A 14,541-nucleotide genomic window follows, 5' to 3' on the forward strand; every position below is an offset into this window, starting at 1 on the left:
GGGACGTTAATGGCACGTGATTTCTCCCGGACGAGGCGGGTCGGCGAGCAGATCCAGCGCGAGCTCGCCGAGCTCATCCGCGACGAGGTGCGCGACCCGCGCGTCGGTTCCGTCACGGTCTCCGAGGTCTCGGTGACCCGTGACTTCGCCCACGCGCGGGTGCTGGTCACCGTGCTCGGGGCGAGCGCCGAGGCCTCCGCTGATGCCGTCGAGGCGCTCAATCACGCGGCCGGTTTCCTGCGCTCGCAGCTCGCGCGCCGCGTGCGGCTGCGCCAGGTCCCGGCGCTGGTGTTCGAGTACGACGAATCCTTCGACCGCGGTGCCCGTGTCTCGCGCCTCATTGACGAGGCCGTCGCGCGGGACGACGGGACGGACGACGACAACCCGGACAGCTGATGGGTCGCAGACGCAAGGGACGCAACGTCCACGGCATCATGCTGCTGGACAAGCCCGCCGGCGTGACGTCCAATCACGCGCTGCAGCGGGTACGCCGGCTGCTCGATGCGCGCAAGGCCGGCCACACCGGCAGCCTCGATCCGCTCGCCACCGGCTTGCTGCCGCTGTGCTTCGGCGAGGCGACCAAGGTCAGCGCCTTTCTCCTCGATGCGGACAAGCGCTATCGGGTCACCGCCCGGTTCGGCTGCGTGACCGACACCGGTGACGCCGAGGGCGAGGTGGTGGCGGAGCGGCCGGTCATCGGTCTCGACCGCGATACCCTGGGGGCGGCGATGGTGCGCTTCGAGGGGGCGATCGAGCAGGTGCCGCCGATGTACTCGGCGCTCAAGCACGAGGGACGGCGGCTCTACGAGCTGGCCCGTGAGGGCCGCGAGGTCGAGCGCCCGCCGCGCCCGGTGACGATCCACGAGCTGCGTCTGCTCGCGATCGACGGCGATACCGCCACCCTCGAGGTGGCGTGCAGCAAGGGCACCTACGTGCGCACCCTGGTCGAGGATATCGGCGAGGCCGTCGGCCCGGGCGCGCACGTCACCGCCCTGCGCCGTACGGCCCTCGGGCCGTTTCGCGACGAGGCGGCGCTCGTCACCCTGCCGGCGCTGGAAACGCTCGACGGGGACGAGGGGCGTGCCGCGCTGGAGCAGCGCCTGATCCCCATGGAGCAGGCCCTCGGTGACTGGCCGGACATCCACCTCAGCGGCGATCTGGCGGCCTACGTCCGCCAGGGGCAGCCGGTGTGGGTGCCGCGGGCGCCGGGGCAGGGCTGGGTACGGCTGTTCGCCGAGGGCGAGCGCTTCCTCGGCATGGGCACGGTACTCGACGACGGCCGCATCGCGCCCAAGCGTCTCGTCGCCACCGGGTGAGGCCCGTGGGTGACGTAACGATCCGTTTCCCCGCGGTTTTGGTTGTTCCTCAGGCCGCCGCGGGGATAGAATACGCGTCTTTCGGGAACATCGAGATAACCAGGAGCAGTTGATGTCTTCTCTTTCTGCCGAGCAGAAACACGAAATCGTCAAGGATTTCGCGCGCACCGAGGGCGACACGGGTTCGCCGGAGGTCCAGATCGCGCTGCTGACCGCGCGCATCCAGCACCTCACCGAGCATTTCCAGACCCACAAGCAGGATCACCACTCCCGCCGTGGGCTGCTCAAGCTGGTCAACCAGCGTCGCAAGCTGCTGGACTACGTCAAGCGCAAGAACCGTGAGCGCTATCAGACGATCATCGAACGCCTCGGCCTGCGCAAGTAAGCCGAACGAAAGCTGCCCAGACAATGGATAGGCCTGTGATTCCTACTCCCGTCCAGAAGACGTTCCAGTACGGCGACCACACCGTAACGCTCGAGACCGGACGCATCGCGCGGCAGGCCAGCGGCGCGGTGCTCGTCAACATGTCGGACACGGTGGTGCTCGTCACCGTCGTGGGTAAGCAGGACGATGGCGAGCCCCGTCCCTTCCTGCCGCTGACGGTCAACTACCAGGAGCGGACCTATGCCGCGGGCAAGATCCCCGGCGGGTTCTTCAAGCGCGAGGGACGGCCTTCGGAGAAGGAGACACTGGTCTGCCGTCTGATCGACCGACCGATCCGGCCGCTGTTCCCCGCGGGCTTTACGAGCGAGGTCCAGGTCATCGCCACGGTTATCTCGATGAACCCCGAGGTCGACGCCGACATCCCGGCGCTGATCGGTACCTCGGCGGCTCTGGCGATCTCCGGCATCCCGTTTGAGGGGCCCATCGGTGCGGCCCGTGTCGGCTATCAGGATGGGCAGTTCGTGCTCAATCCGACCTTCAGCCAGATCGCGGCCTCCGACCTCGACCTGGTGGTGGCGGGCACGGAGGAAGCGGTGCTGATGGTCGAGTCGGAGGCGGACCGCCTCCCCGAGCAGACCATGCTCGATGCCGTGCTCTTCGGTCACGAGCAGATGCAGGCCGCGATCGGCGCGATCAAGGAGCTCGCCGCCGAGGCCGCCAAGCCCCGCTGGGACTGGGAGGCGCCGGCCAAGGATCAGGGGCTGGTCTCGCGCATGCAGGAGCTCGCGGGCGGTGAGCTCGCCGAGGCCTATCAGGTGGTGGACAAGCAGGAGCGCCAGGCCGCGGTCGGTGCCGTACGTGACCGCGTCGTTGCCGAGCTGACCGCCACCGAGGAAAATCCGGAGGGCTGGAGCGAGCGCGAGGTCGCCGATGCGTTCAAGTCCCTCGAGAAGCAGATCGTGCGCGGGCGCATCATCCGCGGCGAGCCGCGGATCGACGGGCGTGACAACAACACGGTACGGCCGCTGACCATCGAGGTCGGTGCGCTGCCCCGTACCCACGGCTCGGCGCTGTTCACGCGCGGCGAGACCCAGGCGATGGTCATCACCACGCTGGGTACCGGGCGCGATGCCCAGGTGGTGGACGCCATCGAGGGCGAGCGCAAGGAGCCGTTCATGCTCCACTATAACTTCCCGCCGTACTGCGTGGGCGAGACCGGCTTCATGGGCAGCCCCAAGCGCCGTGAGATCGGTCACGGCAAGCTCGCCAAGCGCGGCATCCAGGCCGTGATGCCGAGCAGCGAGGAGTGTCCCTACGTGATCCGCGTGGTCTCGGAGATCACCGAGTCCAATGGCTCCAGCTCCATGGCCAGTGTCTGTGGCACCAGCCTCTCGCTCATGGACGCGGGCGTGCCGATCAAGGCGCCGGTGGCGGGTATCGCCATGGGTCTGATCAAGGAAGGCGACGACTTCGCCGTGCTCACCGATATCCTCGGCGACGAGGATCACCTTGGCGACATGGACTTCAAGGTCGCCGGCTCCGAGGACGGCGTCACCGCGCTACAGATGGACATCAAGATCAACGGGATCACCCGCGAGATCATGGAGAAGGCGCTGGAGCGCGCCCGCGAAGGCCGGATGCACATCCTCGGCAAGATGAACGAGGTGATCGCCGAGCCCCGCCAGGAGATGTCCGAGCACGCGCCGCGGCTGCTTACCCTGCGCATCGACCCCGAGAAGATCCGTGACGTCATCGGCAAGGGCGGCAGCACCATCCGCCAGCTCACCGAGGAAACCGGCACGAGCATCGACATCTCGGATGACGGCGTGGTTACCGTGGCCTCCACGGACGCCGCTGCCGCCAACGAGGCGCGCCGGCGCATCGAGCTGCTCACCGCGGACGTCGAGGTCGGCCGCATCTACGAGGGCCGGGTGATCAAGCTCATGGACTTCGGCGCGTTCGTGAACATACTGCCGGGTCGCGACGGGCTGGTGCACATCTCCCAGATCTCCAACCGCCGTGTCGAGAGCGTCGCCGACGAGCTCTCCGAGGGACAGGTGGTGCGCGTGAAGGTCCTGGAGGTGGACCGCCAGGGCCGGATCCGGCTGAGCATCAAGGCGGTGGAGGAGGCCGACGCCTGACGGGCGCCGGTTTCTGAAACATGCGAAAAAGGGGCCGTAAGGCCCCTTTTTTTGGTTCATCGCATATTGCCGGGAAAGACGGTTTCCGGGGATGGCATGTTCGCGCTGTCTCCGCCGTTCGTTGACAGCGCACCACGCGATTCTAGACTCACAGTGTACTCCTCGTTTCGCGAAGGAGGACACAAAAATGTCCAACTATCCCCGTGAATCCGCCTCTTTCCCGCGGCGTTGTGCCACTGCGCTCCTCGCCGCCTGCCTGGTGACGGGCACCGCATGGGCCGCCGGCGAACCGCCGGCCCCCGACTTCTCCAAGACCCAGTACGGGGACATGAGCTTCCCCGAGCAGTTCCCCGACGGCACGAGCATCAGCATCACCCAGTGGAGCCACTTCGTGCCCCGCTATGACCAGTGGTTCAAGCAGTACGCCCAGGAATGGGGTGACGCGCATAACGTCGACGTCACGGTGAATTTCATCAACATCGCCGATCTGGCCTCGACCCTGTCCGCGTCGATCTCCGCCGGCGAGGGGGCGACGCTGTTCGAGATGGTGGCCCCGCCGACCGCGTTCATCGACGGGCTCAAGCCGCTGAACGACGTCAACAAGGCCGCCGCGACGGAGTTCGGCGAGCGTGCCGGCACCTGCGAGCGTTCCAGTTACCTGCCGGCGAAGGACATGTGGTACGGCTTCTGCCACGGCTGGGTGCCGGACCCGGGTGACTACCGTCGCTCTCTGTGGAAGGACGCCGGTTACCCCGATGGCCCGCAGACCTACGCGGACCTGCTCGAGGGCGGCGGCAAGATCTTCCAGAAGACCGGCACGCCGGTTGCCGTGGGGATGTCGCCGGAGATCGACTCCGAGTTTTATGCCCGCGCGCTGATCTGGTCCTTCGGCGGCTCGATCCAGGACGAGAACGGCAATGTCACCTTCGACTCGCCGGAGGTCGTCGAGGCCGTGAAGTTCCAGAAGCAGCTCTTCGAGAACGCGATGACCCCGGAGGTCTTCGCGTGGAACGCCGCCTCCAATAACCAGACTTTCATCGGCGGTTCCGCCTCCTATATCCAGAACTCCATCTCCTTCTACCGCAGTGCCCAGGAGAGCTCGCCGGACGTGGCCGCAGACACCGGCTTCCGGCCGGGCCTGAAGGGACCGCGGGGTGACGTGAAGATGCCGGCCCACGTGTGGTTCATCCACACCATGCCGGAGTACGTCACCGACGAGACCAAGATCCAGGCGGCGAAGAAGTTCATGCTCGATCTCGAGCACAACTATCCGTCCGCGAGCTACTACTCCAAGTTCTACAATTTCCCGGCCTTTACCTCCCAGGTGCCGCAGCTCTTCGGTGATGACAGCTGGCTGAACGACGATCCGTGGGGCGCGGAGCCCCCGGACAAGCTCGGTCTGTTGAAGACCGCCGAGGACTGGACCGCGTGGCTGGGCTACCCGGGCTATGCCAACCCTGCTGTCAGCGAGGTGTACCAGTCGCACCTGATCTCCAGCATGATGGCGGACGTCGCCCGTGGCGTGAAAACCCCGGAGCAGGCGGTGGAGGACACTGCCGGGGAGATCCGCGCCATCTTCGAGAAGTGGCGCGAACGCGGCTACGTGGGCGGCGGCTGAGCAGCGCCGATGTCCATGGCCCGCCCCCGGCCGGGGCGGGCCGGCTCCCCCGAAATGAGTCCCGCTGCGCCGGCCCGTTCCGGTGCGGCGGGCGATGATCCATGACTGTATTAACGGGGCGAACGGCGACATGGCGGTACTCGAGACTCGTGGCCTCAAGAAGCACTTCGGCCGCATCCGCGCGGTGGACGGCATCGACCTCACGTCCACGGACGGCGAGCTCCTCGCCATCCTCGGACCGTCCGGCTCCGGCAAGAGCACGCTGATGCGCATGGTTGCCGGGCTCGAGGAGCCGAGTGCCGGCGACATCCTGGTGGACGGACGCTCCATCGTTGGCATCCCGCCCAAGCGGCGCAACGTCGCCATGGTCTTCCAGAGCTTCGCGCTGTATCCGCACATGAGCGTGCTGGAGAACATCCGTTTCCCGCTGGTGGCGCGCCGGGTACCCGCCGCGGAGCAGCGTGAGAAGATCGACTGGGTGACCGGTATCCTGGATATCGGCGATCTGCTCGAACGCCGGCCCACCCGGCTGTCCGGCGGGCAGATGCAGCGGGTGGCGCTGGCCCGGGCGCTGGTGCGCGACCCGGAGCTGTTCGTCTTCGACGAGCCGCTGTCCTCGCTGGACGCCCAGATCCGGAGCCAGGCACGCGGGGAGCTGCGCGAGCTCCACGACCGTACGCAGATCACCACGCTCTACGTCACCCACGATCAGCTCGAGGCCCTCGGGCTCGCGGACCGGGTGGCGGTGGTGCACAACGGCTGCATCCAGCAGCTGGGCACACCGCGAACGCTCTACGAGGATCCCGGCAACCTCTTCGTGGCCGGCTTTATCGGTGATCCACCCATGAACCGTCTCGATCTCGGTGACAACGTCATCCTCGGTGTGCGCCCGGAGCACCTGCTTCTCGAGCACGGCGAGGAGGACCCCGGGGAGGTGGCGCTGCGCCTCGAGGTCGAGCTGGAGCACCTGGAGTTCCTCGGTGCGGAGTGGCTGATCTACGCTGCCGTGTGCGCCGGCGTCCCCGAGACCGGGCGGCGGCGTCCGCGGGTGATCGCGCGGCTGCGGCAGGCGGAGCCGCCGAGCATGGAGACCGGTCAGCGCCGGACCCTGGTCGTGCGCCGGGCGAACGCGCGCTACTTCGATGCCGAGAGCGGCGAGCGCCGGTCTGCCCCGTCGGGGGTGGCGGCATGAGTGCCGCGGCGCAGGGCGGCTGGTTCGCCCGCGCGGGGGACGCCCTGGAGCGGCCACGGGTCCTCGGCACCGTCATGCTCGCGCCGGCGGTGCTCTATATCGTCGCCTTCGTGGCGGTGCCGTTCTGCATCGCCATCGCGCTGAGTTTCAGCGATGCCACCGTCGGCGATCCCACGATCAGCAGCTTTGTCGGCCTGGAGAATTTCCGTGCGGTGATGCAGCAGGAAGCGTTCATGAGCGCGCTGCGCAACAGCATCATCGTCACCGTCGCTACCGTCGTGGGCATCGTGGTGCTGGCGACTATCGCCGTGGAGATCCTGGCGCGGGAATTCCCCGGCCGGCGGCTCGTGCAGGTGCTGTTCATGCTGCCCTGGGCGATGCCGGTGGCGCTCGCGGCCATCACCTGGCTGTGGCTGCTGGACTCGCAGTTCAGCCCGATAGACTGGCTGCTGGTACAGCTCGGCCTGCTCGGGCCGGGCACACCGCTGGGGCCGGCAAAGCACCTCTATTACCTCGGCCGGGAGTGGCTGGGGCTGGGTTCGGTGGTGTTCGTCGATATCTGGCGCACCCTGCCGCTGGCGACGATCATTGTCCTCGCCGGCCGGCTGTCCATCCCCCGGGAGCGGCTGGAGCAGGCCCAGATCGACGGCGCCGGATTCTTCCGGGTGCTCCTGCGCATCATTATTCCGGCACTGGCGCCGGTGCTCATCGTGGCCATCCTGTTCACTGCGCTGCTGGTCATCGGCGAGATGTCCACGGTGGCACTGCTCACCCGGGGCGGGCCGGGGCACTCGGGCCAGATCCTGCCCTACTGGGCCTATCTCAAGGGCATCGAGAGCGGCGACCTCGCCCAGGGGGCCGCCGTGTCGCTGTTTCTCTTCCCCGTGCTCGCGGCGGCGGCGATCGTGGCGCTGCGTTTCGCCGCACGGCTGCACCGCGACTGAGGTGACGGGCATGCGCAGGCAGGCGAGAAAAACCGGGTTCTACACGGCGGTCGTGCTGCTGGTACTGTTCTCGATACTGCCGATCGCCTATGCCGTGCTCACGATCTTCAAGAAGGAGTCGGAGCTCTTCGACCCGGGGTCGAACCCGTTCCTCTACGAGCAGGGCGCGACCCTCAAGCACCTGGTGTTCCTGTTCACGGGCACGCCGTTCCCCACCTTCCTGTGGAACTCGCTGGTGATCGGGGTGTTCGTGGTCGCGATCACGGTGGTGCTGGCGGTGCCGGCGGCCTACGCCCTCGCGCGGCTCACCGGGCGCTGGGGCGAGAGCTCGGGCATGGCGATTTTCCTCGTCTACCTCATCCCGCCGACGCTGCTGTTCATCCCGCTGTTCCGCATCGTGGTGTGGCTGGGGCTGGCGAACAGCATCTGGTCGCTGGTGGTGGTCCTGCCCACCATCACGGTGCCCTTCTGTACGTGGCTGCTGCTGGGCTTCTTCCGCTCGGTGCCCCGGGAGCTCGACGAGGCGGCGCTGCTGGACGGCTGCTCGCGCTTCACCGCGTTCCGCAAGGTCGTGCTGCCCCAGGCCCTGCCGGGCATCGGGGCATGCATGGTGTTCGCGTTCTCGCTGTCGCTGTCGAATTATATCTACTCCGTGACCTTCATCAGCGAGAGCGCCTCGCGCAACCTCAGCGCCGGCGTGCCCACGGAGCTGATCCGCGGCGATGTCTACTTCTGGCCTTCGCTGATGGCGGCGACGGCGATCGTGGCGATCCCGCTGGGGCTCGCCTACGGGCTGCTGTTCGACTACCTGGTCCGTGGCTTCCAGAGCGCGGAGACGGGATAGGGCGGCTCAGGCGAACAGCCCGTGGAGGAACCAGCCGCGGGCATGGCCCCTTTCGCGGTAGACCCACAGCCGTTCCCCGCCGGGGTTGCTGGCCACGTAGTAGTCGCGGGCCACGTCCTGGCCGTCCCACCAGCCGGACTCGATGCGCTCCGGCCCGTCGTGGAGGGTGAGGGGGCCGTGCCATGCGGGCGTCTCGCCGCTCACGGTCAGTGCCCGGGGCGGGTCCAGCAGCCACAGCGGGCGTGCGGGGTTGGGCGCCGGCGTCCCGCCGCCGCGGCCGGGGGCGACGTAATGCCAGGCACGCTCGGGTCGATGCTCGCTGCGGGTGTGCAGGCCGTTGACCGTCTCCTCGCCCAGGCGCGTGGAGAGCCGTTCCACCAGGCCGTGCCACGGCGTCTCTTCCCGGGCGCCGGGCAGGAGTGCCGGCGATTCCGGGGCCAGTGGCTGGAGGTCGCCGGCCAGCAGGGTGAGTGACTGCACGGGGCCGGACAGGGCCAGGCGTTCCAGGCGTTCGCGGGCGAGGGTGAGCAGGTGTGCGGCATCGCGGCTCGGGGCGAGCAGGCCGACGCGGGCGGTGCTCGCCCCGCGGGGGACGTGGTGGAGCCGCAGCTCCAGGCGCTGGACCCCCCGGCCGAGCCCGCTCAGGTAGCCGCAGAGCTCGCCGAGCAGTCGTTCCAGGCCCCGGGCGATCAGCTCCCGGTCGCCGCTTTCCCGGGGCAGGGCGATCTCGGCGCGGTAGCGCGGCGGGGGCTGCCAGGGGTGGCGCGGGTCGGCGTGACGGCCGTGGGCGCGGTCGAGCTGGCGCAGCAGGGCATGGCCGAAGCGCCGGGCGAGGCCGTCCCGGGGCAGGGCGAGGACGTCGCCCAGGGTCTCGCAGCCGAGGCCGGTGAGCTCTTCATGGTGGCGGGGCTGTTCCAGCGCGAGGACCGCCACGGGCAACTGGGTCAGTGCCGCATCGCTCTCGGTCTGCGTCGTCGCGGCCGTCGTGTCGCCGGCGCGGGCAAGCAGCCAGGCGGCGGTAGGGGTCGGGGCGAGGCTGGTCAGCGGCCGGTAGCCGAGCCCCACCACGCCGTCGGCGATCGTGGTGCGCAGCCGCTCCAGTCCGCCGAAGTAGCGCAGGCTGCCGCCGATCTCCAGCAGCAGGGCGTCCGGGCGCTGGGGGCTTACCACCGGGGTGAACTGCAGCGACCAGGCGGCGAGCTGACGCAGGGCCCGAGCCTCCGCGGCCGGATCGCGTTCGTGGCAGAGCAGCCGGGGCACCAGGGCCCGGGCGGCGCTGACGCGCTGGCCCGGTGCCACCCCGGCGCGGCGGGCCGGCCGGTTGGCCGCCGATACCGTACCGCCTTCGGCGACCACGCGGGCATCGTCGTCGCCTCCGGCCCGCTGGAAGACCTCCAGCGCCAGCTCCGGCACCCGCAGGCACAGCCACAGCGTCATGGGGCGATCCTCCGCCGGCATCCGGCGCTCAGCCCCGGGGCACCAGCCCCAGCTCGATCTGTGCGGCCCGCGGCCGGCCGCCGCCGCGGCGGTGCGGTGCCGGGCGCGGTGTCGCGGCATTGCGTACCGGGGCCGGTCCGGCCGCCTCGCGTGCCGCCGGTGGTGCGCTGACCGCGGCGGGCACCGCCGGGGCGGCGTCCGTCTCCGGGTAGAGGACCCGGCGCCGGCCGCCGCCGCGGCACTTGAGCAGCTCCATGCGCAGGCCGCGGTCGTCCCGGTCCAGGTGCATCCGCAGGGCTGCCGGCGAGGCGCTGCTGCGGTTGCTCTCGCGGCGGAAGATCAGCCCGAGGCTGTCCCCGGCCTCGGCGGCGAGCTGCAGGCGGCGCAGGCTTGCGGTGTCCACCTGGCGCGGCCAGGCGAGCACGGCCCCGCAGGTCCCGGCGCGCAGGGCCTGCTCCACGGCCCACAGGGCGTCGGTCCCGCTGCGGGGGTGGATCAGCAGCAGCCGGCCCAGATCGAGTCCCTGGGCGGCGAGTGCCGGTGCGTAGGGGACGAAGGGCGGGGCGATGAAGGCTACCCAGCGCCCCTGGCGCGCGATCTCCGCCAGCGCGGGCATCAGCAGCCGTAGCTCACCGATGCCGTGGTGCTCGTGGAGGACCTCGGTGAGTGCCCCCCGGGGCCAGCCGCCGCCGGGCAGCACCGCGTCCAGGGCCGGGTGGCCGGTGGTGACATGACGTCCGTCCGGCCCGTCCCCCGTGGTGCCGGCCCGCCAGATACCGGGCTGACGGAGCAGCTCCTCGACCGCTTCACTCATGGCTGACTCTCCTCAGAGCGCGGGGCGGATGACACCCACCCCGATGCCCTCGATGGCAAGGGATTCGACTCGCAGATCCACCTCGATGGGGCGGAATGCGTCGTTTTCGGGCAGCAGCTCCACGTGGGGGCCACGGCGGCGGAAGCGCTTCACCGTGACCTCGTCGTGCAGGCGTGCCACCACGATCTGGCCGTCCCTTGCCTCTTCGGTGCGCTGCACCGCCAGGAGATCGCCGTCCAGGATCCCCGCGTCCTGCATGCTCGCGCCCCGGACCACCAGCAGGTAGTCCGGACGCCGGTCGAACAGCGCCTCGGTGATCGCGTAGCGCCGCTCGATGTGCTCCTCCGCCAGGATCGGGCTGCCGGCGGCGACCCGGCCGACCACCGGCAGGCCCTCGCCGGTGTCGTCGCCTGCGTCGCCTTCATCGGTCTCCATACCGATCAGGCGGATGCCCCGGGAGGCCCCCCGGCGCATCTCGATGACCCCCTTGCGCGCGAGTGCCCGCAGGTGCTGCTCCGCGGCGTTGGGCGAGCGGAAGCCGCAGGCGCGGGCGATCTCGCTGCGCGTCGGCGGGTAGCCCGTCTCCGCGATGCAGCGGCGGATCAGCGCCAGTATCTCGGCCTGTCGGGGGGTCAGTTCGTTCATGCATCCTCCGGTTACTGTATAAATATACAGTATCTTCGCCGGCTGGCAAGCCCGGTTGAGTACCGGGCATTCATGGGAATACTGTAAATATATACAGCAATCCGCGAAACCCCGTGATGGACGACGAGACCGCCGCCTACGCCGAGCTCTACTGCCTGAGCAACTTCAGCTTCCGCCGCGGGGCCTCCCATCCCGGCGAGCTGATGACGCGCGCCGCCGAGCTGGGGTACACGGCCCTGGCGGTGACCGACGAGTGCTCCGTCGCCGGCGTGGTGCGGGCGCACATGGCCGCCCGGGAGACGGGGCTGGCGCTGATCGTCGGCAGCGAGTTCGTGCTCGAGGACGGCACCACGCTGGTGGTGCTCGCCCCCGACCGCCGTGCCTACGGCCAGCTGTGCGCGCTCATCAGCCTGGCGCGGAGCCTGGCCCCGAAGGGGGCCTACCGCCTGGGGCGCGCGGAGCTGGCCGGGGCGTTGCCGGACTGCTTCGCCATCCTGTGGGTGACCCCGGCGCTGACGGAGGAGACGGCGGCGTGGTTTGCCGGATGCTTCCCCGGCCGGGGCTGGCTCGGCGTGGGGGCCCTGCGCGACGGCTCGGACGCCGAACGGCTGCGTGTCAGCGCCCGGCTGTCCGCGGCCACCGGGGTACCGCGACTCGCCTGCGGCGGGGTGCTGATGCATCGCCGTGGCCGGCGAGCCCTCCAGGACACGCTCACCGCGATCCGCCTCGGCCGTCCGCTGGCCGAGCTCGGCACGGCCCTGGCCGGTAACGGCGAGCGCCACCTGCGTTCCCGCGGCGAGCTCGCGCGGCTGTTCCCGCGGCCCCTGCTGGAGGAGGGGGTCCGGGTGGCGGCGCGCTGCCGCTTCTCGCTCACGGAGCTGCGCTACGAGTACCCCGACGAGCTGACAGGGGAATACGCGACGCCCGGTGAACGGCTGCGCGCGCTGGTGGAGGCCGGACTGGCGGATCACTGGAAAGACGGCGTGCCCGGGGAGGTGCGCCGGCAGGTGGAGCACGAGCTCTCGGTCATCGCCGGCATGGGCTATGAGCCGTACTTCCTCACGGTCCACGACGTGGTGGAATTCGCCCGCCGCCGCGGCATCCTCTGCCAGGGGCGGGGCTCGGCGGCGAACTCCGTGGTCTGCTACTGCCTCGGCATCACCGCCGTGAACCCCACCCGTCAGCAGCTGTTATTCGAGCGTTTCATCTCCCCCGAGCGGGGCGAGCCGCCGGACATCGACGTGGACTTCGAGCACGAGCGCCGCGAGGAGGTGATCCAGTACATCTACCGCCGCTACGGTCGCGAGCGCGCGGCGCTGGCCGCCACGGTGATCACCTACCGCCCGCGCAGCGCCCTGCGCGACGTGGGCCGTGCGCTCGGTCTGGGCCAGGACCAGCTCGAGCGGCTGGCCGGTGCCATGCAGTGGTGGGACGGGGGCACCATCGGCGACGAGCGTGTGCGCGAGGCCGGCCTGGACCCCGAGAGCCCGGTGGTGCACCGGCTGATCGTGCTCGCCCGCGAGCTGCTGGGTTTCCCCCGTCACCTCTCCCAGCACGTGGGCGGGTTCGTGATCTCCCGCGGGCCGCTGGCGGAGCTGGTGCCCACGGAGAACGCCGCCATGGCCGGGCGCTCCGTGATCCAGTGGGACAAGGACGACCTGGAGGCCCTGGGACTGCTCAAGGTGGACTGCCTGTCGCTGGGCATGCTCACCGCGATCCGGCGCTGCTTCGAGCTCGTCGCGCGCCACCACGGCCGGTCCCTGGGCCTGGGCGACATCCCGGAGGGCGACCCGGCGGTCTACGACATGATCGGCCGGGCGGACACGGTGGGGGTGTTCCAGGTGGAGTCCCGGGCGCAGATGGCGATGCTCCCCCGCATGCGGCCGCAGACCTTCTACGACCTGGTGGTGGAGATCTCCATCGTCCGGCCGGGTCCCATCCAGGGCGACATGGTCCATCCCTATCTGCGCCGTCGCGAGGGGCTGGAGCCGGTGGACTACCCCAGCGAGGCGGTGCGCGAGGTGCTCGAACGTACCTACGGCGTGCCCATCTTCCAGGAGCAGGTCATGCAGCTTGCGGTGGTGGCCGCCGGCTTCACCCCCGGCGAGGCGGACGGACTGCGCCGGTCCATGGCCGCCTGGCGCCGCAAGGGTGGGCTCGGGCCGTTCCGCGAGCGGCTGGTGGAGGGCATGCGCGAGAGGGGGTATGACGTTGACTTCGCCGAGCGGGTGTTCCAGCAGATCCTGGGCTTCGGCGAGTACGGCTTCCCGGAGAGCCATGCGGCGAGCTTCGCGCTGCTGGTCTATGTCTCCGCCTGGCTCAAGCACCACTACCCCGCGGCGTTCACCGCGGCGCTGCTCAACAGCCAGCCCATGGGGTTCTACGGCCCCGCCCAGCTCGTGCGTGACGCCCGGGAGCACGGCGTGGGCGTGCGCCCGGTGGACGTGGCCGTCAGCGAGGCCGCCTGTACCCTGGAGCCGTCGCCGGACGACGGGCCGGCGCTACGACTCGGGCTGAGCCTGGTGCGGGGGTTGTCCGCGGGCGGTATCGAGCGGCTGCTCACGGCCCGGCGCGGGTGTGCCTTCGATGACGTCACGGATCTCGCCCGGCGTGCCTCGCTGGAACGCCGGGATCTCAAGGCCCTGGCCGCGGCGGGGGCCCTGGCCGGGCTGGCCGGTCACCGCCGCCGGGCCCGCTGGGCGGTCCTCGGTGTGGAGCCGGAGCTGCCGGTGCTGCGGGGCACGGCGATCGAGGAGCCGGCCCCGGCGCTGGCGCCCCCCGGCGAGGGCGAGACCCTGGTGGCGGACTACGCCAGTACCGGCGTGAGCCTGGGCCGCCATCCCCTGGCCCTGCTGCGCCCGCACCTCGCCCGGCGGCGCTTCCGCACCGCCGCCGCGCTGCGGGAGGTCGGCCACGGCCGGCTGGTGCGGGGGGCCGGTCTCGTCATTACCCGCCAGCGGCCCGGCTCCGCCGGTGGGGTGACCTTTCTTACCCTGGAGGACGAGACCGGCGTGGTGAACGTCGTCGTCTGGCAGGCCACCGCCGAGCGTTTCCGTCGCGCCGTGGTCGGCGGGCGGCTGCTCGGCGTGATCGGCACCTGGGAGCGCCGGGGCGAGGTCATGCACCTCGTCGCCGGGCGCATCGAGGATCACTCCCGGCTCCTCGGGCGGCTGGTCACCCGCAGCCGGGATTTCGCCTAGCCCGC

The 14,541-nt window shown here is 70.2% G+C and carries 12 protein-coding genes; 9 read left to right on the plus strand and 3 right to left on the minus strand.

Annotated elements, in window-relative coordinates; genetic code table 11:
- Positions 1 to 9 precede the first annotated feature (9 nt).
- The 8 genes from rbfA to C516_RS0107315 all read left to right on the plus strand — a co-directional run bounded on the left by rbfA (position 10) and on the right by C516_RS0107315 (position 8,440).
- Positions 10 to 396 carry a 30S ribosome-binding factor RbfA gene (rbfA, locus tag C516_RS0107280; RefSeq protein ID WP_018717705.1) on the plus strand — a complete coding sequence of 129 codons (387 nt, stop codon included), beginning with the start codon at positions 10 to 12 and terminating at the stop codon, positions 394 to 396.
- Positions 396 to 1,316 carry a tRNA pseudouridine(55) synthase TruB gene (gene truB / locus C516_RS0107285; RefSeq protein ID WP_018717706.1) on the plus strand — a complete coding sequence of 307 codons (921 nt, stop codon included), beginning with the start codon at positions 396 to 398 and terminating at the stop codon, positions 1,314 to 1,316. Before rbfA ends, truB begins: the two co-directional genes overlap by 1 nt.
- A 112-nt stretch (positions 1,317 to 1,428) precedes the next feature.
- The gene (rpsO, locus tag C516_RS0107290) at positions 1,429 to 1,701 is read left to right on the plus strand and encodes a 30S ribosomal protein S15 (protein WP_018717707.1); all 273 of its coding nucleotides are present in this window, start codon (positions 1,429 to 1,431) and stop codon (positions 1,699 to 1,701) included.
- Between the two features lie 23 nt (positions 1,702 to 1,724).
- The gene (gene pnp, locus C516_RS0107295) at positions 1,725 to 3,842 is read left to right on the plus strand and encodes a polyribonucleotide nucleotidyltransferase (RefSeq protein WP_040409327.1); all 2,118 of its coding nucleotides are present in this window, start codon (positions 1,725 to 1,727) and stop codon (positions 3,840 to 3,842) included.
- 187 nt (positions 3,843 to 4,029) lie between these two features.
- Positions 4,030 to 5,460, plus strand: coding sequence for an ABC transporter substrate-binding protein (locus C516_RS18885; RefSeq protein ID WP_018717709.1), 1,431 nt, complete (start codon positions 4,030 to 4,032; stop codon positions 5,458 to 5,460).
- Positions 5,461 to 5,590: 130 nt separating this feature from the next.
- Positions 5,591 to 6,652 (plus strand): ABC transporter ATP-binding protein, encoded by a 1,062-nt coding sequence (locus tag C516_RS0107305; RefSeq protein WP_026321008.1) that lies wholly within the window; start codon positions 5,591 to 5,593, stop codon positions 6,650 to 6,652.
- Positions 6,649 to 7,596 (plus strand): carbohydrate ABC transporter permease, encoded by a 948-nt coding sequence (locus C516_RS0107310; protein WP_018717711.1) that lies wholly within the window; start codon positions 6,649 to 6,651, stop codon positions 7,594 to 7,596. The genes C516_RS0107305 and C516_RS0107310 overlap by 4 nt, the downstream gene beginning before the upstream one ends.
- A gap of 10 nt (positions 7,597 to 7,606) precedes the next feature.
- Positions 7,607 to 8,440 carry a carbohydrate ABC transporter permease gene (locus C516_RS0107315; RefSeq protein ID WP_018717712.1) on the plus strand — a complete coding sequence of 278 codons (834 nt, stop codon included), beginning with the start codon at positions 7,607 to 7,609 and terminating at the stop codon, positions 8,438 to 8,440.
- Positions 8,441 to 8,446: 6 nt separating this feature from the next.
- Here C516_RS0107315 and C516_RS0107320 read toward each other — a convergent pair whose 3' ends face one another.
- From C516_RS0107320 to lexA, 3 genes are read right to left on the minus strand one after another with little or no spacing between them, the layout of a single operon-like run.
- Complete coding sequence (locus C516_RS0107320) at positions 8,447 to 9,877, minus strand: Y-family DNA polymerase (RefSeq protein ID WP_018717713.1); 1,431 nt, start codon at positions 9,875 to 9,877, stop codon at positions 8,447 to 8,449.
- Between the two features lie 28 nt (positions 9,878 to 9,905).
- Positions 9,906 to 10,691 carry a translesion DNA synthesis-associated protein ImuA gene (imuA, locus tag C516_RS0107325; protein ID WP_018717714.1) on the minus strand — a complete coding sequence of 262 codons (786 nt, stop codon included), beginning with the start codon at positions 10,689 to 10,691 and terminating at the stop codon, positions 9,906 to 9,908.
- A 12-nt stretch (positions 10,692 to 10,703) separates the two neighbouring features.
- Positions 10,704 to 11,336, minus strand: coding sequence for a transcriptional repressor LexA (gene lexA / locus C516_RS0107330; protein ID WP_026321010.1), 633 nt, complete (start codon positions 11,334 to 11,336; stop codon positions 10,704 to 10,706).
- Positions 11,337 to 11,452: 116 nt separating this feature from the next.
- Here lexA and C516_RS0107335 point away from each other — a divergent pair, with 116 nt between their 5' ends.
- Complete coding sequence (locus C516_RS0107335) at positions 11,453 to 14,536, plus strand: error-prone DNA polymerase (protein WP_018717715.1); 3,084 nt, start codon at positions 11,453 to 11,455, stop codon at positions 14,534 to 14,536.
- Positions 14,537 to 14,541 lie beyond the last annotated feature (5 nt).

Origin of the sequence: Arhodomonas aquaeolei DSM 8974, from assembly GCF_000374645.1 — a bacterium.
GTDB lineage: Bacteria > Pseudomonadota > Gammaproteobacteria > Nitrococcales > Nitrococcaceae > Arhodomonas > Arhodomonas aquaeolei.